At 30.1% G+C, this 21,760-nt stretch carries 19 protein-coding genes; 3 read left to right on the top strand and 16 right to left on the bottom strand.

Going from position 1 to position 21,760, the window contains the following annotated elements; translation table 11 throughout:
- Window positions 1–38 precede the first annotated feature (38 nt).
- The 9 genes from B7R67_RS10010 to B7R67_RS09970 form a co-directional block, all read right to left on the bottom strand.
- Window positions 39–530, bottom strand: a complete 492-nt coding sequence (locus B7R67_RS10010) for a hypothetical protein (protein WP_088070008.1) — start codon at window positions 528–530, stop codon at window positions 39–41.
- Window positions 531–683: 153 nt separating this feature from the next.
- On the bottom strand, window positions 684–1,265 hold the full coding sequence (locus B7R67_RS10005) for a VanZ family protein (RefSeq protein ID WP_235822129.1): 582 nt from the start codon (window positions 1,263–1,265) through the stop codon (window positions 684–686).
- Between the two features lie 177 nt (window positions 1,266–1,442).
- Window positions 1,443–1,859 carry a hypothetical protein gene (locus B7R67_RS10000; RefSeq protein ID WP_088070006.1) on the bottom strand — a complete coding sequence of 139 codons (417 nt, stop codon included), beginning with the start codon at window positions 1,857–1,859 and terminating at the stop codon, window positions 1,443–1,445.
- A 340-nt stretch (window positions 1,860–2,199) separates the two neighbouring features.
- Entirely contained in the window at window positions 2,200–3,510 is a 1,311-nt protein-coding gene (locus tag B7R67_RS09995) for a sensor histidine kinase (RefSeq protein WP_088070004.1), read from the bottom strand.
- Between the two features lie 4 nt (window positions 3,511–3,514).
- Window positions 3,515–4,171, bottom strand: coding sequence for a response regulator transcription factor (locus B7R67_RS09990; RefSeq protein WP_088070002.1), 657 nt, complete (start codon window positions 4,169–4,171; stop codon window positions 3,515–3,517).
- Window positions 4,172–4,327: 156 nt separating this feature from the next.
- Window positions 4,328–4,831 carry a HEAT repeat domain-containing protein gene (locus B7R67_RS09985; protein WP_088070001.1) on the bottom strand — a complete coding sequence of 168 codons (504 nt, stop codon included), beginning with the start codon at window positions 4,829–4,831 and terminating at the stop codon, window positions 4,328–4,330.
- Window positions 4,832–4,969: 138 nt separating this feature from the next.
- On the bottom strand, window positions 4,970–5,563 hold the full coding sequence (locus B7R67_RS09980; protein ID WP_088069999.1) for a hypothetical protein: 594 nt from the start codon (window positions 5,561–5,563) through the stop codon (window positions 4,970–4,972).
- A gap of 170 nt (window positions 5,564–5,733) precedes the next feature.
- Complete coding sequence (locus B7R67_RS09975; protein ID WP_088069997.1) at window positions 5,734–6,129, bottom strand: hypothetical protein; 396 nt, start codon at window positions 6,127–6,129, stop codon at window positions 5,734–5,736.
- A 90-nt stretch (window positions 6,130–6,219) separates the two neighbouring features.
- Entirely contained in the window at window positions 6,220–6,726 is a 507-nt protein-coding gene (locus tag B7R67_RS09970) for a hypothetical protein (RefSeq protein WP_088069995.1), read from the bottom strand.
- A 174-nt stretch (window positions 6,727–6,900) separates the two neighbouring features.
- Between B7R67_RS09970 and B7R67_RS09965 the strand changes: the two genes are divergently transcribed.
- Window positions 6,901–7,740, top strand: a complete 840-nt coding sequence (locus B7R67_RS09965; RefSeq protein WP_088069993.1) for a tyrosine-type recombinase/integrase — start codon at window positions 6,901–6,903, stop codon at window positions 7,738–7,740.
- 272 nt (window positions 7,741–8,012) lie between these two features.
- On the opposite strand, the gene B7R67_RS09960 is transcribed toward B7R67_RS09965, so the two are convergent.
- The 4 genes from B7R67_RS09960 to B7R67_RS09950 all read right to left on the bottom strand — a co-directional run bounded on the left by B7R67_RS09960 (window position 8,013) and on the right by B7R67_RS09950 (window position 10,045).
- The gene (locus B7R67_RS09960) at window positions 8,013–8,522 is read right to left on the bottom strand and encodes a hypothetical protein (RefSeq protein WP_088069991.1); all 510 of its coding nucleotides are present in this window, start codon (window positions 8,520–8,522) and stop codon (window positions 8,013–8,015) included.
- 22 nt (window positions 8,523–8,544) lie between these two features.
- Window positions 8,545–8,721, bottom strand: a complete 177-nt coding sequence (locus B7R67_RS22100; RefSeq protein WP_158095065.1) for a hypothetical protein — start codon at window positions 8,719–8,721, stop codon at window positions 8,545–8,547.
- 69 nt (window positions 8,722–8,790) lie between these two features.
- The gene (locus B7R67_RS09955) at window positions 8,791–9,789 is read right to left on the bottom strand and encodes a helix-turn-helix domain-containing protein (RefSeq protein ID WP_088069989.1); all 999 of its coding nucleotides are present in this window, start codon (window positions 9,787–9,789) and stop codon (window positions 8,791–8,793) included.
- Window positions 9,782–10,045, bottom strand: a complete 264-nt coding sequence (locus B7R67_RS09950; protein WP_088069987.1) for a hypothetical protein — start codon at window positions 10,043–10,045, stop codon at window positions 9,782–9,784. The genes B7R67_RS09955 and B7R67_RS09950 overlap by 8 nt, the downstream gene beginning before the upstream one ends.
- A gap of 394 nt (window positions 10,046–10,439) precedes the next feature.
- Between B7R67_RS09950 and B7R67_RS09945 the strand changes: the two genes are divergently transcribed.
- Window positions 10,440–11,549 carry a tyrosine-type recombinase/integrase gene (locus B7R67_RS09945; protein ID WP_088069985.1) on the top strand — a complete coding sequence of 370 codons (1,110 nt, stop codon included), beginning with the start codon at window positions 10,440–10,442 and terminating at the stop codon, window positions 11,547–11,549.
- Window positions 11,550–11,579: 30 nt separating this feature from the next.
- Entirely contained in the window at window positions 11,580–13,358 is a 1,779-nt protein-coding gene (locus tag B7R67_RS09940) for a DUF4365 domain-containing protein (protein ID WP_088069981.1), read from the top strand.
- Window positions 13,359–13,500: 142 nt separating this feature from the next.
- On the opposite strand, the gene B7R67_RS09935 is transcribed toward B7R67_RS09940, so the two are convergent.
- The 3 genes from B7R67_RS09935 to B7R67_RS09925 form a co-directional block, all read right to left on the bottom strand.
- On the bottom strand, window positions 13,501–13,818 hold the full coding sequence (locus B7R67_RS09935; RefSeq protein ID WP_088069979.1) for a hypothetical protein: 318 nt from the start codon (window positions 13,816–13,818) through the stop codon (window positions 13,501–13,503).
- Window positions 13,812–20,558 carry a DUF6531 domain-containing protein gene (locus B7R67_RS09930; protein ID WP_088069978.1) on the bottom strand — a complete coding sequence of 2,249 codons (6,747 nt, stop codon included), beginning with the start codon at window positions 20,556–20,558 and terminating at the stop codon, window positions 13,812–13,814. Before B7R67_RS09930 ends, B7R67_RS09935 begins: the two co-directional genes overlap by 7 nt.
- A 416-nt stretch (window positions 20,559–20,974) precedes the next feature.
- A complete protein-coding gene (locus B7R67_RS09925) occupies window positions 20,975–21,730 on the bottom strand; it encodes an AAA family ATPase (RefSeq protein WP_088069976.1) in 756 nt (251 codons plus the stop codon).
- Between the last annotated feature and the right edge of the window lie 30 nt (window positions 21,731–21,760).

The following is a 21,760-nucleotide window of genomic DNA, read 5'->3' as shown; positions in this document are numbered from 1 at the left end:
TTTAACTAAAGCATTTGTTAGTTGAACAACTTTATGGTTTATAAATACCCAGTTTCTTCTAGGCAATCTAAATAATACCTAAATCTGTGATTGTCTAAATTTTGGTCTTCCTGCTTTGTTCCGATAAAAACAACTAATTCACTCGAAATATATGAACAGCTACCTTGTACGGTATAACCACTTATTCGTTTTCCATCTTTACTTTCTAACATTACATTTATCAATTTTCCTTCTTCCAATCGATGATCTTCTTCAGGGTATCTTGGAGCGTATTCTTTAGCATACCTATGATGTTCTTCTTTTTCTTCTTTACTATACAAATTGTCTAATACTTTTTCATCGGTAATTTCATAACACTTAACGATGTTAGCGTAATCCACATATGCATCCTTTTTTAAATCGATAAAGTTCGTTTTGTCTAATTCATTCGCCTTATATTTTTCTTTATATATTCGATCAACTTCCTCTATAAGAATATAATTTGGTATATTCTTATTTAGAAATTTTAAATATAGTTCATTAATTTCCATTTAATTTGCTCCATCATCATCTATTTTTTTTACGGCATAATTATATCATTCTTTATTTATTTAAGTATTAAATTTGTGCTTAATCTTTAAAATCAAACGCCTTAGAAGGTTATTAAGGAACCTTCGAAGGCGTTTATCGAATTAAATCACTTCTCAAGCATCATATATATGTTTTAATAGCGAGTTTAATTTTATATTTGCTTTTTTTACTGATAACTTATATAAATAAGAAAATAATTTAAATATACTATATCCAATTAACGATCCTGTAAAATTAAATATGAGATCATTAATATCAACAATTCTCATAGTGTAACCATTAAGTAGACCGATAAACCCTTGCAAAGACTCAAGTATGATCCCCAAAAATAATCCTGCTATCGCTATTTTTTTAAATGTACTTTTTGTAATAAAAGGAAGTCCAAAACCAAATGGTATTGTCATCAAAACATTAAGCAAAGAAGTCTCATAATCCTCCTTTGTAAGGTTTATAAGAGGAACTAGATTCAGATTTCTCGATAAATGTAGTCCAATCAAATTCCTATAAGTTTCAGATACATAGATTGGAAATTGCGTATAATTTAACACATAACATAAATAAATAGACATAATAGAGAAAAAGAATAAATACACCATATCTTTTTTGAATTTTACCCTTAAAACAAATAATATCATTAATACTATAATTATAGATCCATACAATATCCAACCATTGAAAAAAAACGCCTTTTCCATTTTAGAAAATCTCCTCCAAATCCAACCGTAAAAGATGCTAATCATTTGAAACTTCTCTTTTTTTGTATGATATCCTGCATATATAACAAAGCAGATTTTAGTAAATTCATGCCTTATATCTAGATTACTTTTAATTTTTATGCTGAACTAACGATGAGCTTTAGTTACAAGAGAATTTCATGTGGCTTTTTTAAGTCTAGTTCCAATAAACGTTGTAATTAGTAAATAAACAGGATAGAAAATTAAAAAGAACATCATTATCAAGCCTGCTCCGAAATTATCGTCATCTAGATTATTGTTTGGAAATAAAAGTCCTGTTAATCCAATGAACAGAACGAAATATGGAAACCACATAACAGAGGAAAATAAAGACCAAAGTCTACATTCTAACCATTTTTTTGTTAGAAATGGAATAATAACAAACAATCCAATCAACAGTATTATTGCTACTCCCAATGAAATGTTCCATATATTTTTCGTATTCAAGCTTGTTAAATCGTGGATTTGTTCGCTACTTATTAGTGAAATGATAAATAAGCACGCAAGAAACCCATAAAGAGCACTTACTGCGTTAAGTTTCAAAAAGTATTTCAAAAAATACAACTCCAATACTAAAATTAATTTATGCTCAGTAATCCTACCTCCTATAATTCTTGAAATTACTAATGAATCAGATAAGTGTTCATTTTCATCATGATCATCTCCATTTACAAGTAATCTCCAAATTACAACCCTTACATTTTACCATATTTATCCATTTGTTTGGCGTGTTTTATAAAACTCTTATTGTAATATCCTTCTAAATATATAAATAAAAAAGCAGCCAATGACTGCTTTTGCTCTTCTACTAACGCTTTGCGTTAGTTGAAGATGAATTATACTTTTTTAAACTTTAAACGGTTCTTATAATATTCCATTCCTCAAATGCTACAGTTTAATCATTTTGAAATAGAATACTAAACATACTTCCACCTTTTGGATTTGCTCTATATTCTAACTTAGCACCTAATAAATTCGCACTATCATTGGCGATCGCTAATCCAAGTCCTACACCTTTTTTATCAGAACGTTCTTTATTACCGCGATAGAATTGGTCAAATATAAAGGGGATATCTTCTTCTGAAATACCAGAGCCACTATCTTTCACACAAATGAAATTATCATCTACAATAATTTCAATCTTTGAACTACTATATTTTATCGAGTTATCAATAAAAATATAAAGAATTTGTTCTATTAATTCTCTATTACTGAATACGGTACCATTACCTTCTATCTCTATTTGCCTTTTGCTAATAACCTCGAACTTCTTTGCTACTCCTTTTGCTAATAAATCTAACTGAATTGTATCATTAATTATGCTTCGTTTTTTTAAACTCGTTAAAAGCAACATAGGCTCTATTAAACCGTACTTCATACGACTGGTCTCTTCAATAATATGTTCAATACTTTCTTTAGCAACTTCTCGATCTTCTAGTCCCCATCGCTCCAATAATTTTCCGTATCCTTCGATAATTGTAATTGGTGTTTTTAATTCGTGTGAAACATTAATGACAAAAGATTCTTGTCTCTTTACCATGTCTTTAATTTTAAGAATCATCTGATTGAAAGCCATTACAATTTGACCTAACTCATCTCGTTTATGTTTCAATCCTATTTCCTTTAAATCCTCACTTTCCGTAATCTCGTTCATTGTATTGATAATTACTTTAACTGGTTTAAATAAAAAATGAACAAATAAATAAATACATATTGTTCCAAGTGTAATAATGCTAATTGTAACTTCTATTAATACTTTTTGAAGGTGGATTAACATTTCATTTAGATCACGATTGTAAAATGTAAATGCCACAAAATAATCATTCGTTTTATCGCTTATAGACATTCCAAAGGATGTTATAAATGGTCCTAAATATCTGCTATATTTTTGGCCATTTAAAGCCTTATTTAATTTTTCTTCCTCACCTGGCCTACCACCATGAACTTCTTTTTTATATGAAACTTTATTTTTTTTATAAACAGTCATATACCCTTCATTAAAAAATATTCCCGCACTTACATTACCTTTATCCCAATCTTCTAAAGGGATGTCTTTCATTATCTCTTTAAAATTATTCTCCATTTCAGCATAGCTTTCCGCTGTAGCATGATTATAGGTCGTTAAATATATTGCAATACTACCAGTTACTGTACATAGTATTAAGATACAACTGAATACAAATACTAACTTCGTTTTCATGTTCATGACATCAGTCCTTCCATTGATAGCCACTACCTCGTATTGTTACCAATCGATTTTGTTGTAACTTCTTTCTAAGATAGCCGACATATACATCCACAATTTTGATTTCACCTTCAAAATCAAATCCCCAAACTGCATTTAAAATTTGTTCTCTTGAAAGGACTGTGTTTTTATTACGTAAAAAATAACTTAATAATGAATACTCCTTTTCTGTTAGAGCTATATCCTTTCCATTTTTCATAACCGATTTCTCTTTGTAATTTATAAGTAATTCGCCTATTTGTTCTGTATTATTCCATTTTCTATTTCTCAATAAAACTCTTATTCTGGCTAGCAATTCTTCTACAACAAAAGGTTTTGTTACATAATCATTTGCTCCATGATCCAAACCTTTAATTTTATCTTGAATCTGTCCTTTAGCAGATAGTATTAAAACAGGTAACTCGGAATCATATTTTCGAATTTCTCGAATAACTTCCATTCCATCTAATTCAGGCATCATAATGTCTAACAAAACTAAGTCAAAGTCATGTTTATGCAAAATACGTAACGCACTAACCCCATCATAAACACAGTCTACTTGATAAGCAGCATGGTTTAATTCTAGCTCTAATAATCGAGCAATCTTTAAATCATCTTCTACAACCAGTATCCGAATCCCCATTTCATTCTCACTCCTTACAAATAATTGTACAAAAACTTTGTAAGAATTTGGTAAGAATGGATCTAAATTTTCAAATTAAAGTAATAAAACTAAAAAAGAGTTGCCGAAGCAACTCTTTTTGTACAACTAATGCGCTCCATAGTTGAATAAGAAAAATTAGTTTTTTTTGAATGAATTTAACATTTCTAAAGCATCTAAAAGTATTTCCTTTTGTCGCTCAATTTCATTAAGTTCTTCCTTAACCTTTAAAATACATTTTAATAAAACTTCATCATTTACATCTGAATTTATATTTTCTTCGATCAATTGAAACGAGTTTGCTTGGACTTCGAAGTTTCCAGTTAACAAATGGTAAACTAGCACTTCTAAATGTGAGGAACAATCAAATGCTTTCAATGCATAAAACAAAGAACCTCTAAACCCCAGTGTTTTAGGGTCATTTATCATTTCTATCAGTGGTTCAATTGCTTTTTCACTTCCTATATCACTAAGAGCAATCGCAATTGAATTTCTTATTCTATGGTTTTTTGTGCTTTTTAAATAATCAATCAGAAGAGGAATACAATTTTCTTGCTTTGTTTCTCCAATTTCTTCCAATATTTTTTCTGCTGACTCTACATTATCGCTTTCAATTACTTTTCTTATGATTTCTAGATCCATTTCTCCACCCTCCTCAACTAATCAATTTTACTATATATTTCTACAAATAATTAGGGTTTCCTTATCGAATAAAAAAAGCCACCTGAATTGGTAGCTGGTTATTCAAATAAAGCATGCGTTAGATGTATATATAAGAGTTTATTCTTCTTTTATTTCAATATTTTTATAGATTTTTTTTAGTCTTGGAAGAACATCATTTAGAAATGTGCCATTCTTATTTTCAACAATAATTAATTCATTACTTTCGTCACCTTCAACAAGCTTAATTCCTATTCGGTAAGTGTTAAAATCATGATTCTCTTTAATAAAAACACACATAAACTCATGGTCTATTGTTGTTATTTTTAAAGCTCGTATAAACTCTTCTTTTGTTTCAGGTTTTACCCATGTAGTTAATGGCTCATTACGCATTTTTGGCGTATGATCCAAAATCCATTCTTCATTTAAAAACTCTGCTTTTCCATTAAGAAAATCAGCTTTATCATTTTTCTCCTTGAGTTCTTCAGAAGAAATAGTTGTATCAATCAGATCAATCATTGATTCATAATATCTTTTTAAATTTTCGTCTAATAGTTCATCTGAATTACTTAAATCAAAGTCATACAATTTATATCCAAATAAAACAACTTCATCATTTTCTAAAATGTTCTGTAAAAAATCAACCTGTTCTTCAAAATCATAATTAAATGGCCTTAGAACATAATAATAATCTTTTTTATAAATTTCAGTCATTTTATCCTCCAAATTCAATACATACTACCTTTATTCAATTGATTCCAATTCCTTGTTCAACTGCACTGACAGCTAGTCAAAAAAGGATCTGATTGAACAATCATTAGCTCCTGATGCTTATACAAATAACTCATTCGTTTGTTCAATAAGATTTTTGCTTAAGACTCTTCCTAATCCATATAATCTCCGTAACAACTAATTAAAAAAGGCATATTCAAATTTGCAATTTTCTTTAATATTTCTGGTTTAAATCCTAAATTAAAAACAGCAACATCTCTATAATATGCAATGTCTAAATAGACATCATCAGCTCCACTTTTATTAATTGAACTTAGATGGGATGGTACCACTTCTAATATCCATTCTAAACCTTTAAACAAGTCCTCATTATTTTCCACTTCTTTAGGTGGGCATAAATCAGCACTTCCAACTGTCAATTTCCCACGTTTAGTTAAATCTCCCACTTCTTTTTTTCTTACTAATGTCCAACCTGTTAGTTTTTCTAATACAGCAGGAGAAAAATTATCTCCTGTCATTCTTAAAGAAGCTTCTATTTTATCTGTCATAAAGTACCTCTAATTTAATCATTTAACTTTAAAAAGATCTATTTGTAATTCGTTTATGTAAATAAGCATTGCGATGGTTAAAACAACTTCTTACCCACTATGAATTTCAAAGCAGAAATATCCAAATGCTATATCTTCATCGTTTAATTCCATTTCTGATTTTGCAATGTACATCATTTTGGGTAGAATTTCTTTTAAACATTCTTTATAATTCTTAAGTGCATTTATATAAGAATTTACATCGTTATTTCTACATAAAGGATATAATATTGAACCTAGCCTCAAATCTTCAAGTGATCTCTGTTTATCTTCTGGATCAAGACATTCTAAAATGTGCTTTTCAAGAGTTTTTTCATCAAATGAATTTCTACATTCTATATAAAACATATATTCTTCAAATTCAATTTGCATATTCAAATTTTCATTTATATAGAATGGGGTAATTCTAATGTAATCAGTAGTTGAATTTGAACTAATAATTTTATCTAATATACTATATAAATCCGTAATTGTCGGAAAATATCTGTATTTGCCTTTATTGTAGGCGGTACTATCGTATATTATTTCGTTAATCGTTCCTTTATTTTTCTCAAGCATTATTCTGCACCTACTTTTAGACAATTTAGCTACATATATTTTATCATTTCTTATTGAACAATACTGCCAAATACTTAACTAAAAAAATGCAACAAGGTCCTGCTCTTTAGGGCTTTTAATCAAGATTTTCGTCAATAATACTATTATGAAAGAATTATTGGAGGGAATTTACTAATGTTATTATCCACTGCTTGGCAAAGTTACTATAATGATAAATTAATTGAAGGATACTCACTAATCACATTACAAGCTTATCAGATACAATCGAATCTATTAATTCAACATTTTGGTGATATTACAGTTGACCAAATTACTACTGATGGATTGAAACAGTATCTAGCAAAGGTTGGTAAAACTTTAAAACCAGCAAGTCTGGCACATCGTGTCCGTTTTATTAAATCTTTGTTCCGTTGGGCGCATGAAGAAGGTAACATTGAAAGAAATCCTTCCTCAAAATTAAAAGAACCGAAGGCAGGTATACGAATCCCTAAATTTTTAACTGAAAAAGAAATTGAACACCTTCGCGAAGCATGTCAAACTGCAAAAGAACAGGCAATTATCGAATTTATGTATTCAACAGGATGTAGGATCGGTGAAATTGTATTAATTAATAGAAAAGATATTAATTGGTCTAATAACTCCGTTGTTGTACGTGGGAAAGGCGATAAGGAAAGAGAAGTTTACTTTAACATTCGATCTGAAATTTGGTTGAATAGATACTTAAATGAGCGACAAGACGAAGATGCCGCATTATTTGTAACTGATAGAGCCCCTCACAGATTAAGTATCGCTCAAACACGATATATTATAAAAAATGTTTCTTTACGTTCAGAGTCTAATAAAGAAATCTCACCACATCAACTTAGACATAGTTATGCAACTCATTTAATGGATAATGGTGCTCCTCTTGAAGTTATACAAAGTTTATTAGGTCATGAAAAGAGTGAAACAACTCGTATATATGCTCAACTTAGTGGGAAACAACGCCATGAGCATTATAGTAAATTCTTTTAAAAATGGATCAAAAATCTCCTTTTGCTTATAAAATTTTTAATTCAATTATAAATTCACGACCCTATTTGTGAAATGCTTCACTTAAACTAACCTGCCATTTAGTTTAAGTGTAATACTTCACAATCTAAGGATGTTACTTATCAAACCATGTTTCTTTTAATTAGAAAATCATCTAATGCAATTTATATATAGACTGAATTTTATTCCAGTTAATTAAATTAGAAAAAACTATAATTAAAAAGCTAGCACTTAGCTAGCCTTTATTAATTATTTTAATAAGACTCGTTTAAATTAGGAGTTTTAAACGTCTTGTAGATATATGAAACAATAGGTCCGTATGTTTTTTGTTTATTTGCAGGGTAAACAATTTCGAATGCATTACCTGAATCGCTTCCTATTCTCACGTTTCTATAGATAATTTTATTTCCTTTTTTATATGAAATGACATAAGAGTTTTTTGTGAATTTCTGATATGTAATTTTTTCCTTTATATATGGTCTATCGTAATTTTGAAAGTATGACTTAGCACTGAAGTCATCAAAATTATTAAACCCATATGCAGTAATTGAACTCTCTTTATTTGAAAATTCTAGTCCATCACCATTCGTTGGAGGCGGACCTGCTTTAAATCCACTTGGGATTTGTATAGTAAAACCGAATCTATTATTATAGTAGGTATGGTACTTTTGCGCAGCATGACCTACAGGTTGGTTGAAACTATTAACTAAGATGAAAATAGCTACAATAAATAAAAGTGAACTAGCTTTAATTATTTTACGCATATTATTTCCTTTCTTATATACCTTATTGATTTGTTTTTCCACAAAGACAAGCATCGCTATGATAATTATTTTCTGGTATGATCACCATTCTAAATATAGCTTCTCCACAATCTTCACATTCACTGATATAGAAAGATTCTCCTGGGTCAGCATTTTTATTGTACTTTTCAAGTTCTTCAATTAATGAAATATCTAACATGAGGAACCTCCCTTCTTTATTTCATTAGAAGTTTTATCTCCGGCATGTTTTCCTCTTGTTTTTGAAGAGTTAATTGGGCTGCTCGTTTTCTTCTTTTACTTTTATTTCCTGAAGATGATTTTCGACTAATGTGCTAATGTAGTCATCTAAAGACATTTTTTGTTCTTTCGCCAGTGTTTTTAACATATCCTTTTGTTCACTTGATACATGAAAATTAATTTTTTCAACATCACTTGTTATAAGGACCCCATTATGCCTTAAATCAGTGTTACCATTTATAACTGACTTTCGTAGTAATTTAATTTCTTCATGATATTGCTCTATTTGTTCGCCTATTAATGTAATTTTGGCTGGTTTAGTTTCTATATGAAGGAACTGTCCATCATGATGACATTTGATATTTTTTGGACCTAGGTATAAATAGAAAAAATCGATCACTTTATATGCAAGACTTGCTACTGCATTCAATTGAACAGACATTTTAAATACAGCTGTACCACGTTGGGTAATATAATCTGATTCATTTAATAGATATTTAGCTTTAAATCCTGTATTTAGAGCATCCAATAAGGGAATTTTGCGCCCATCAGTCGTTAACAATTCTTCATTTTCTATATGAATTAATCGAGCAAATTCACCAGTTTCTTCATTAATAAATGATTGAAAAAGTGCGTACTGATTATCTTTCGTCATGATAGATAAGCGATCCTGTTTAGAATAGCTTTCTTTCAACCTATTAAAATCTTCATTAGAAATAAAATTGGTTTCGACTCCACGATACATTTTCTTTTCAGCCTGGAGCTCTCCAGTTTTTAGCCAATTTATAACTGTGCTTATATGAAGACCTAGTGCTTTGGCTACTTCACCTGTAGTCATTCCTTCTGGTTTGATTAATTGTTCTTTTAAAGCTTCTACATCTTCTTCTCTAAAGAGTAATGTACGATCGGCTCTCCATCTATCTTTATATACAGGTTTTAACTTCCCTTGTTTAACATATTGATGAACCGAATATGTAGAACGGTTTAATTTTTCTGCTGCATCTTTTGTTGTCAAAAAGTTATTATTCATCTATTTCTTCTACACCCTCTTCAAGTACGATTTGGTTTATGTAAGATTTTACAACTAAATATAATTTATCTAGATTGCTGCATACACCTTCTGTCCCATTAATAAAGTATTCGTATTTTCCAAATTGGTTGTTTTTAATAAGGATCTCACCAGAATTTGTTTCCACTGTAAAATGCTCTGATTTTTGTAAGTTTGCTAATTTACTAAATAATGGGTCCTTAGTTTGGTTTTGTGAAAAGATATCTAATTGCTCCATATTTATACCTCCATAGAATACGTTATCGTTTTCTGTAAATTCTATCGATGTTATCTAATTATATAACAAATATACAATATATGGAAATATATAATAGATATTAATTCAGAATATTTATATCATTTAATTATAAAATAAATAATTATAATTACTTCAATATTAATCATTCTTATTATTTATTAAGTAGGTATACAAATGAACTATTTGTAGTATAAGGTGGTATTCAATAATATTCGATATTATCAATTAATCTAAATATCTATGTAACTTACAATTGTTCATTTTATATTTCTTTTATAGAATAATTGTTTGTAGTATATTTAAATAGAAGATAAATACATATTTTACCAATCATTAAATACCCATAACATTACTTTAGAATTGAGGTGAAAATATGTACGAAGTACAAATTTTACAAAATCAAAAAATATCGACGAATATAAAGAATTATTTGGATGAAACTAATTTTCCTATTTTAAAACAAATGAAATTTATGAATGAGGAAGAAAATCAAAACTCATTTGATGGATTTAATGACTTGCAGATGATCTATTTTTTCGTACATCAAAAAAAGGATATTAAGAAAGTGCAAACGGAAGATACCAAACGTGAGTATTTAAGAGAACTTCTACAGTTCATTTCTATTCTTCATGAAAACCAAGAAGCTCTTAACATTGACGAGCATGAAGTTGCCATTAAGTATCTAAAAAGAAGACATATCGAAGCTTACCAGGAATATATCGCTACAGCTCCTCTCGGTAGAAACCAACAACCTTATAAAGTAACGACTTTATCCAGAAAAACCGTTATCTTAAAAGCTTTTTTTAAATTTTTATATAAAGTCGGTTATACAAATGAAAATCTCTGTGATGGCCTGTTATCAAGCAATGTACACAGAGATGATCTGCCAAATCGGGATATGACTTATGCGGAAGTGCAAAAACTACTAGAGTTTTATAAGGATGCTCCTATCCAATATGGCTTAATATTAGTATTGGCAACAACTGGAATTCGTATTCGTGAATTAGCAGATGCGAGGTTTAAGGATCTTACGTGTGAAAACGGAGAATATTGGTTGAAGGTTGTAGGAAAACGAAGAAAAGAACGTGACGTATATATTTTCCCTTATGTTTTTGATGCTATCGTTGAATATAGAAAAAGAAGAAGATTACCAATTGAATTAAATCCTCTTGACGAATCACCTTTATTTACTTCTTTTAATAATAAGAAATATGGACATGCATACCTAAGCAAATATATGACAAAAGTTCTTTCTCGTACAGGTTTTGATTTTCTTTATTTAAATGGAAGAAACGGAATCATCAGTCCTCACCATTTGAGGCACTTTTTCGCAATATATAGTGCTGAACAAGGAGCAGATGTTTTTCGAATCCAGCAATCGTTAGGCCATGAATCAATTAAGACTACAATGCTATACTTAGATAAAAAGTCAAAAAGGAAAAATAACGTTGCAATGCAGTGGAAAAATAAAGAAGCATTTTAAATAAAAATAATAGCAAGTGAGGTACAGATTATGACTAGTATACCAAGTGATACTATTGAATTATTGGGTGTAAGTGCTGTTGTAGCTGAAACGCTCAAGCCAGGCTCATTTTTAAAACCAAATATTCCCGTGGGAGATAAAGCTCCTTCATTTGACGGTGAAATCGGTGTTTATAGAGGAAAACCTAGCATAAGTACATTGATTAAAAATGTTAGAGTTCAAGTAAAAGGGAAAACAGTTAAAAATTTTTCAAAGAAAAGTAGGTCATATTCTTTAAAAGTAGATCATTATCAAAATTTTTATAATCATGATGGTGTGATATTATTTGTTGTAGAAATTAAGCCTTCTCATGAAACAAAAATTTTTTACAAGCAATTACTCGGATTAGAATTAAAGAGCATAATTAATGAATGTGCTTCTACTAATAAGAAGGAAAAAGCAGTTAAATTAAGGGAACTGAGTGGAACATCAATATATGAAGTGTGTCGAAAATTCATAGTCGAAAGTGATAAACAACCCAAAAATCTAATTGAATTAAAACCTCAAAACTTAGAGAAATACGACTCTTTTAAATTAACAAGTTTAACTTTTGATCCAAAAAATACAGAGGATAACAATATATTTGAACATGATTTTTCATTATATGGTATGCATGGGGATTTCGAATTTCCTATTCAGATTGTAAAACCCGAATCCATTCAGCAAACAATAGCTGATTCCATTACCATCGACGAAAAAAAATATGAATGTGATCTAAAAATTACTACTAATAAAGATTCTGATATTGAAATAATTATCGATAATTCATTAAGATTTACATTTAATGAACAAAAGAAGAAATTGAATTTTTCATTAATAAACTTCAATTCTGTAGCTACACAATTAAAAATAGTTCCTTTACTCATTGACGCAATTAAATGTAAAGAAATTTATTTTTCATCATATGGTATTGCTAATTTTACAAAGTTAGAAAAAAGTGAAAACTTCATAGGACAATTAGATAGTCTTAATCTTTTAATGAATCGATTAGATAAAGTTTTTAAATTGTTAAATATTGATAATAACACTCAAATTAATATGGCTGGTAATAGTTTTGGAGAGTTTATAATAAAAGCGGAACAACTTACAAATGCGATATTAGACAATAATTATGATGGCATAAATTTACCTAATACAACACAATCATCATATACTCTATTTTCATTTGGTGATCTAAATATATTATTATTTTTCTCCCCAAATCAAGAAAAAAAATTAATAGATGTATTCTCTAATGAAAATAATCATTATGAATTAGTTTTAAGTACCAGTGATGGAACCAAGTTCAAACATAGTTTATATTCCTTAATAGGAAGTTCCTCACTGGCCAAAGCCGTTAATATTAATCTATCAATGATTAAATCTTCTTTTAGTGGATATAACATATATGAAAATGATATTGCATTTGATTATTCCAATAACTTTTGTTTAAATTGCATCTGCGCATATGATATATCTAAGAATATAGAATTATTAGATCTTGCGGAATTTATATACCAAAAATACTATGAAAGTAATTCTGATGATAATGTTATTATTACAACTAACTTAATGCAAATAAAATATAGACGCGATGGTTTAACAACACAAGAACAACAACATCTTATTTCCATTAAGATTAAAGACTTGGAAAATTACGAATTACAATTCTGTGTAAATGTATTGTTGCAGAATAAAGCTGATGCAGATTTTTACTTACACAAATTTACTGAAGAACGTATAACTTATTATAAAACACTTCCTATTTATACACTGTATACCAATATTTAATATTTCATCTATTTCTAACAACATTTGATAGTAAAATATTATTTTCTATGGGAATATGAAAAAAAAAAAAAGGAGCGTTCTGCGCTCCTTCTTATAACTAAATTAGTCTCAATAAATAATTCTATTTTGAATTTCTTTAAAATTAATTATTAACCTTTTTATTTCTTGATGTAAAATAAATAAATATCCCTGTTAAAATAAACCCCAAGTAATTTATTCTAAAATTTTCTTGAAATAAATATATTAAGAAAATTAGAAAACAGATTAACGCATCTAAGTTTGCAATTAACCATATTAACCATTTTTTTGTTACAATACTCTCAAAATAAAATTGTACAAATGGAATTAATGTGATCATAACCATTAAGAATAATTTTAATGAGTTATATTTAATAATAAAATAAATTGTTATATAAAAAAATATTAAGCGTACAATATGTGCCCCTATTTGTTTTACCATGATGCTTTTTTCCACCCACTTGAATCATAATAATTTTTTCTTTTAAATGTTAATTTCATATACCAAGATTTAGTTCCAATTTTTCTTCTATAAGTTATTATCTCTTTAGTCCCTGCATCGGGAACACTGCTAACTTTGCCGGTTACCAATATTTTAATTAAAAATCCAGCTCCCAAATTTTTCAGTTGATTATTTGTCAATTTTCTTATTGTTGGACCCATAAATCTATTTGCTAACCAGCCAATTGCTATTGGATACATGAAATCACCTACTTGGGCTGTATAGAAATCAAATTTTGTAAAGGTATAACTTCTTTCATAATACTCATACCCATCTTGTTTCCAATAATTATATCCACTTACCGTTTTTTGATCGTACTTTTTAACGCTTATACCATCAATTGCTTGATAATTGCCTGTTTTATCAACATAAAATACTGGATTGCCAGACACATAAAGGTATCCATTTTGTCCAAAAATGTCACTGTTATCACCACTAAAATTATCTCTCGATATAAAAGTTCCGTTTTGACTATTATAATAACGTGCAATTAAATAATACAAATTTATCTCACTATCATAATAATATCCAGCATACCGAATTGGATTTACGTCTGCATATGAGCCCGATTTAGATTCTACATTCCCCCATGCATCGTATTCATAAGATGCTACTACTGAGCCATTGTCATCAGTAACTGCAATTACATCACCATGTTGATTTAAATGGTAATAGTACTTTTTACTGCCTATAGCGTCATATCGTGCAACTAACTCATCATTAGCATTATAAATATATTTATATGTTATTTTTCCATTATTATCTGTTTCATAGATTGGGAGAATACTATCCCCATCATATACAAACTTTGTAATGTTACTTCCTACTTCTTTATAAATTCGACGGTTTTGGTTATCATATTTATATTTTGCGACTTCTGAATTGTCTGATACCTTTTTGACCATTGTAAGGTTATTCAGTTCATCCCAAACATAGATAAATTTCCCATCATTTGTTAAATTACCATTATTATCATAAGTATAAGCCTGTCCATCCACCTTTGTTAGTTGATTGGCAGAATTATACTCATAATTAATGGTTTTGTTCGTTGAGGAGCCAGAAACAATTTTCTGTTTACGATTACCAACATTATCATAAACATATTCACTTTGTTCATTAGTTGTTAAATTTTTTTCTATTTTCAGTTGATTATTCTCATCATATTGATAGCTATAAACTCTACCATTATCATAAGTTATCGTTTTTACATTATCCCGTTTATCATAATCGTATTTATAGCCAGCAATAGTAGTTCCATTGCTATCATTAATTAATAAACGGTTAATACGGTCTAGTGAATCGTATTTCATTGATGTTCCAACATTATTACCAGATACAAAAGTATTCATAGTACCTGTATCGTTATAATCAAAACGGTATTTCTTACCTTCACTATCGACTACTAGTGTATTGTGATCACCAGAATCATAAGTATATTTTACTCCAGATTCATCATCAATTTTTCGAATTGCTAGCTTGTCTTCATTGTATTCCCAACTTGTAGTCTTGCTATTAATTGTCTGTGACTTCATGCGATTAGAATCGTAAGTGAACGAACTGTCCTGATTATTGTTGCGTACGTCAGTAATCTTCGTAATATTCCCATTCTTATCATAGTCATATTTAAACCAACTATTATTTTGTACCTTGAAGTCGATTAATCGATTTGCATTATCATAGGTATTCGTAATGTTATGACCATTTGGAGTTGTAATTGTTTCATTATTTCCGTTATTGTCATAAGTTGTTTTGGTTTCTTTACCTAATGGATCAATCATTGATTCTAATTGGTTTAACTCATTATATTTGTAAGTAGTCTTATAATAAACTGTAGAACCATCTTGGTTAGTAATTTTTTTTTCGGTTAAATTCCCATTAGGATCATACTCATAACTAGCCTTCGTTTGATTTGGTAAAGATGCTGTTTTGATGTTTCCTGTAACATCATCATAAGTAAAATTCCTTTTATAATTTTCCCCATCAGTTGTTTGTGTTGACAACTTACTATCATTAAAACTGGCTGAAGTACTATTCCCTAATGGGTCTGTCGTTTTCGTTACATTCCCATTAGAATCGTATTCGTATATTGACCATACGGTTCCCTCTTGTACTCTAAAATTGTCAAACCAAACAGTTCCTATTTTTTTGCCAAATTGAGTATAAATTTTTATCGACTTAATAGGCTTTGTAGGATTGATCGTTGCTGCACTTCGTTGCCAATCATGAGTTCCTCTTGCAAAACGAGCTGCTGGATTATCTTTAGCTAGACTTGTTGTTCCATCCATATAATTTATATCAAAATATAATCCATAAACAGGGGTAGTTCCCTCATTCGTAACTTGACCCTTACTCATTGCAGAAATAGTTACTGGTCTAGCAGAATTTTGATATAGATTAATAGTCTGATCAAATGATGTTGCATAGTCTGCCAAATCTGTTTTAGTTATTTTAAGAGATTGCTTTCCATCAAAATAAGTTGAAGTATCAAACGTGGCATCTGCTGGATCTGATATAGTCCAATTTGCTGTACCATTTTCAAAACTACTGTTTTCAACTGGATTATAAGATGTAGATGTTTCGCTTTTCTCTAATTGAATATCATCGTAATATGCACTACCTGTCACAGCTGTGCCCGTTTGTTCAACTTCCAGATATACTAATACAGAAACTGCTGTCGACAATGTTGTAAAGGTAATCTGCCTTTTTTCCCAATCTCGAGTTCCATTTAAGAGGTCGCTTCTATGATATTTAACTGTTGTACCTGTTCCGTCTAATCCATTTTTCTGGTGGATGTTAAAAAACGCATTTGCATTTTTTAAATTCTCTGTCTTAAAATATCCACTTAGAGTGTAGGTTGTATTTGCTTCTACATTAAAAGTTTGTGTAACCGCATGCCAGCCAATCGTATTTACGTCTGTTTTTGGTGTGATTTTTAACGCCTGCTGTCCATCATATATATTTAAATTATTCGGATCACTAGGATTGTTCGTATTATATTTAATGATTGAATAAGACCCCTGACTATGTGTATCATTTACACCCCATTTCCAAATATCGAAGGTACTATGTTCCATCCCTGAATTTGAAAATAAATTATTAGCTGGTGATATTGGTCCTGTTGATTGAGTTAAATTCCCATTTGCATCATATAAATTCCCAGTACTTGAACCATCTGGATTGATCGTTGTTAGAGTATTTGAATCTTGATTTGTATAAAGAGATATTTTCTTTTTATATAAAATAGGTTCATCTTTATTTTCACATAAATTACCATCGTCAGGCTTGAACTCATTTGTTTCTTTCTTCAAATTGTTATCATCATCATATTGATAACAATTTTCCTCAACCTCTCGATTACCGTCATCGGTAGAAACTACTGTTTTCTCACCTGTAACATTTCCTTTTCCATCATAACCCGTTGTTGAACTAGGCTGAGACGCTCCTTTTGCAACTGTATTTGCATCGCTCTCTTCAGATAATTTATTTTGACGATAAACGGTTTTTGTTTGGATATTTAAACCATTCGGGTCTACTATCTTTTTTATAGGATTTCCATAATCATCATACACGAAAACTGTTTCTGTCCCTTTGTAATCGCGAACAGTTACCATTCTAGCATTAGCATCATATACAACTTGCATTACTTTATTTTTCGCATTGGTAATACTTGTAAGCTTTCCATCCGTATACCCATATAATGTCCTCGAAGGATTAGATTCTGTATAATTAGGCTCTCTAATTTCTTTTAATAAATTGTTTTCATAAACGTAATTTGTTGTATTACCCTTTGAATCACTAACAGACTCAAGCAAATTATTTTGATAATTGTATTTCCAGGTTAATTGTTTTCCATCAACATAATAAGTAATTGTACTTACTTTTCCGTTACTACCGTATGCGTAATCTACTTTTTTAATTTCATTTACAGATATTGAATTTAATTTATTATTGGATTGATCAAATTTTATCGTTTCTTTTTTAGTCGGCTCATTAATTTGAGTGAGCTTTCCGTTTGTATTAAAAGTATAAGTGGTATTATCTGTTGAGGTTACAAGATATGTACCATCAGATTCTTTAACAATCTCATTATTGTATCCTACCGGTGGTCTATAATGATTTTTATTATCCACAATAACTTTTAAATATGTGAGGCTTGTACCATCCCCATCTGTATAGATTATATTCCCCTTGCTATCTTCAGTAATATTCATTTCATATTGTGAAGTCCATCCGTAACCAAACAATCCTTCATTTACTGATTGACTATTATACGTTCTTGTTGTCTCTATTGTATTAGTCGTTGTCGGAATTGAAAAATCTGTATAGGATGAAACAAAGTTACCATTAACTGCGTTTACCTCTCCACCTAAAACGTTAAACATCGTCCAATAAGACTCAGTTCCTAACATCGATTTCTGTATAGAATCTGGTATAGTTGGCATATATGCGTTTGAGAGAGCGCTTTCTATTACACTACCATCACTTTTAATATAATAACTAGTAACACGAAACCAGTAGTTTTTACTATTTGCATAAACAGTGGAACCTGCTGCTCGGTACACAGGTGAAGGATCTTTCGCTAATTCACTACCTAAATGATCAGCATGCAACGAATATTTACCAGCACTAATATCTGATGCTGTTGGCCATAGTTTCTGGTTTTGCGTACTCCATGTTGTAGTATTACCTACATCAATTCCTTCATAGCCACTACTAGCAGGATTACCATTAAAAATATAAACTCGATATCCGTCTGCTAAAGAATCCTTAAGCCAGTTTAACTGAACAAATCCTGTATTAGGATCCATAGATGCTTCAACAACCCCTTGAGGAATATCCAATGGCATAATAGGTGTAAAAGGATTGGATTTTACCGATTCACCGCCATCATCATAATATGCTGTGACACGAATAAAATAATTTGGCGTATTTGAATAAAGCGTACTACCAGCAGCTCGATATGTATCCGAAGGGTCTCTTGGTAGTTCAGCACCTGTTTTATCAGTGTAGATTTTATCGACAGTTCCATTCTGAATATCTGTCGCTGTTGGCCAAATTTTCTTTGTCCTACTAGACCAAGTAGTCACATTTCCAACATCAATTGATTGATATCCATTCCAACCACCTTTTCCAGTATAAAACCATAATTTGTAACCTTTTGCTCCAGTTGCAGCTGTCCAGGATAAATCCATATAACCCGTATTCGTATGATCATTATAGGAGTACACTGATCCTGTAGGTGGAGACATTGTTGGATATGAATAAGTAACAACCATCATTAAATCACTCGATTCGGTTGTGCTAAATGTAGTAGCTGATGTTTGTTCACTAGTATTTTGATATAATTTAAATCCGTAATTAGGTTCTTTTCCTTCAGCCCATTCTTGAACAGAATCTGTTACATCAAAATTGGCTGTATCGCCATTTTTTATACTATCAGTGTCTACTATTTCGGATTCAGGCATATTGTTCCAAGTAAGTGATTCAGTATCCCACTTTTCAGTAATTGCATCTAATGAAATATCTTTTTCTACTGAATCTTGGTTAGTTTCAATTGAATCAATTGAAACTGTAGCTTTTTTAATTATTGCTCCCTTAAGCCCTTGTATCTCAGGATTGACCAAAGCCACACTTTTTCCAACTACTGTATTACCTACTTTTAAGATGTATTTTCCTTGATTTGAGTCCCACTCTGGTCCGGTTACTGAATCAGACTCTTCACTTGTAACAAGGGAGATATTATTATCATTTTCAAGTTTAATTTCCGGGTTAATAAAAACTGGATATTTACGGTCAGGCGATTGTAACCATTCATCATTTGCATTAATTAATAAATTATAGCCATCATCTACTTTTTTTAATTCATAGGTTACTTTGTCTGAGTAAGTTGCTCCCCCGGAATTTTCGTCAATACTTGAATCTGTCATATGCAACGAAGGAATAGAATAAAGCGTTTTGTCACTCGCATCTTTAAAAACAACTTCACCCTCACCATTTTTTGATGCTGTTAAGTCTGTTTTGATATGGAATGTGAAATTTGTTAAGCCAGTGTACTTAGTTAAGATAATATCTTCCTCAACAGAATCATTGAGTACAATATTTCGAAGATTAATAGAATCTAATATATTTTCATATGTAATCTCATTATTTTTAATTGTGGGTTTAATATTTTCATTTACGTTTAATTGCTTTTCAGGGCCTACTCCACCTAAAAAAGAATAAGTTAAATTATGATTTTCTATAGATAAGTTTGAATATTCACCATTTGTAATTTGTTTTTTAAATTTTATATTTATCTTTGTGTTTTCAGGGGTGAATTCTGAATCCTTTTCTATTAATTTTGTAGAAGCAGGTACGTACTTATCTTTTCCAACAGAATTATTAATTGGAGAAGTAAAAATTTCCCTTTTATATTCTCCTTTACCGAGATAGTAAGTATTAGAGTACTCACTTTGTTCAACTAATTTAGGTTGTTTTAGCTCTTCATCTACAACGGGTGGTGCCTTAACATTTTTTTGGTTGTTGAGATTAATCTGATTATTAAGTTCCTTTGCATACTCCGCTTCTGTTTTAGAGTTTTCTTCTGCTTTTACTATCTTTAAAGTAAGTGGGTAAGAACTAAATGCAAGGGTAAGAACTAGTGTTGCTGGTAGTAGTTTCTTTAGATGTCTGAATCTCACTTTGTTGTCTCCTTATTTTATATTAATGTTAACTTAATTATTTTAACTATTATTATTTTTTATAACAATATCAATATTAAAAAAATTAATATTTTCTAATGGTAATTTTATCCAGTAAACATCTTTCTTTGCTTCTTTTATCCTCTCCATTGAAAAAGAAGGACCTTTTCCACGATCCCTCTTCCATCCGACTTCACATTTTTTTAATCTATTATTAATATCTTTGAATATTAACGATTTTCGACCTCAATGCGGAATTCATTCCGAAACATGTATTTGTTGCGTTTAGTCTTCCTTCTTATATCACTATACTGCCAAATACAATAAGGAGTCGATTATCATCGACTCCTTAATTTGTTCAACTAACGCGCTCGTTAGTTGCATAAGGAAATTATGAATTTAACAAAAGTCCTACGTTACTCGAAAAGATGGTGCAATAATCGTTCTTTATTTTCAAAGAACTGTTTCATAATTGAATAATGATTCGTATCTTCTAATTTAGAGTCACTCATTCCGTTTTCTGTAATCTGGATAATTTTAGCATTCGGGTATGCCATAATTACTGGTGAATGAGTGGAAATAATAAACTGAGAACCTTGATTAACAAGATCATTAATTCTAGCTAACATCGACATTTGCCTTAATGGTGACAAAGCAGCTTCTGGCTCATCTAATATGTATAAACCATTTCCTTGAAAACGCTCCATAAATGCTGCGAAAAAAGATTCGCCATGAGATTGTTCATGTAATGATTTCCCTCCATATGAATAAATTATCTTACGGCCAGAGAAAGGTTCCTTATCTAATTCCTCAATATTGGTTGCTATATTATAAAAAGTTTCTGCTCTAAAGAAGAAAGAATCATTTGCCCTGTTTACTCCTTTTACTATTTGCAGGTATTCATCTAAATTTGAGTGTGAGTCATAACTAGAAAAATTAAAGTTTAACGTGCCACCTTCCGGATTAAATCCTAAAGCTATAGCAATCCCCTCAAGTAAAGTTGACTTACCCATACCATTTTCACCGATAATATAAGTAACACATGGATGAAACGTTATTTCTTGGAAATTCCTAATTACTGGGAGATTAAGTGGGAATTGATCAGATGAAGATATTTGCTCACCTTTAAGATTCACAGACCTAATGTATTGAGATTCTTGATTTAACTTCACTAACTAATCACCTCGTTTTATAAACACTCC

Source organism: Gottfriedia luciferensis (assembly GCF_002156865.1).
Classification (GTDB): domain Bacteria; phylum Bacillota; class Bacilli; order Bacillales; family Bacillaceae_G; genus Gottfriedia; species Gottfriedia luciferensis.
Note: the sequence above shows the minus strand (reverse complement) of the source record. Positions and strands in the feature narration are given on the sequence as shown.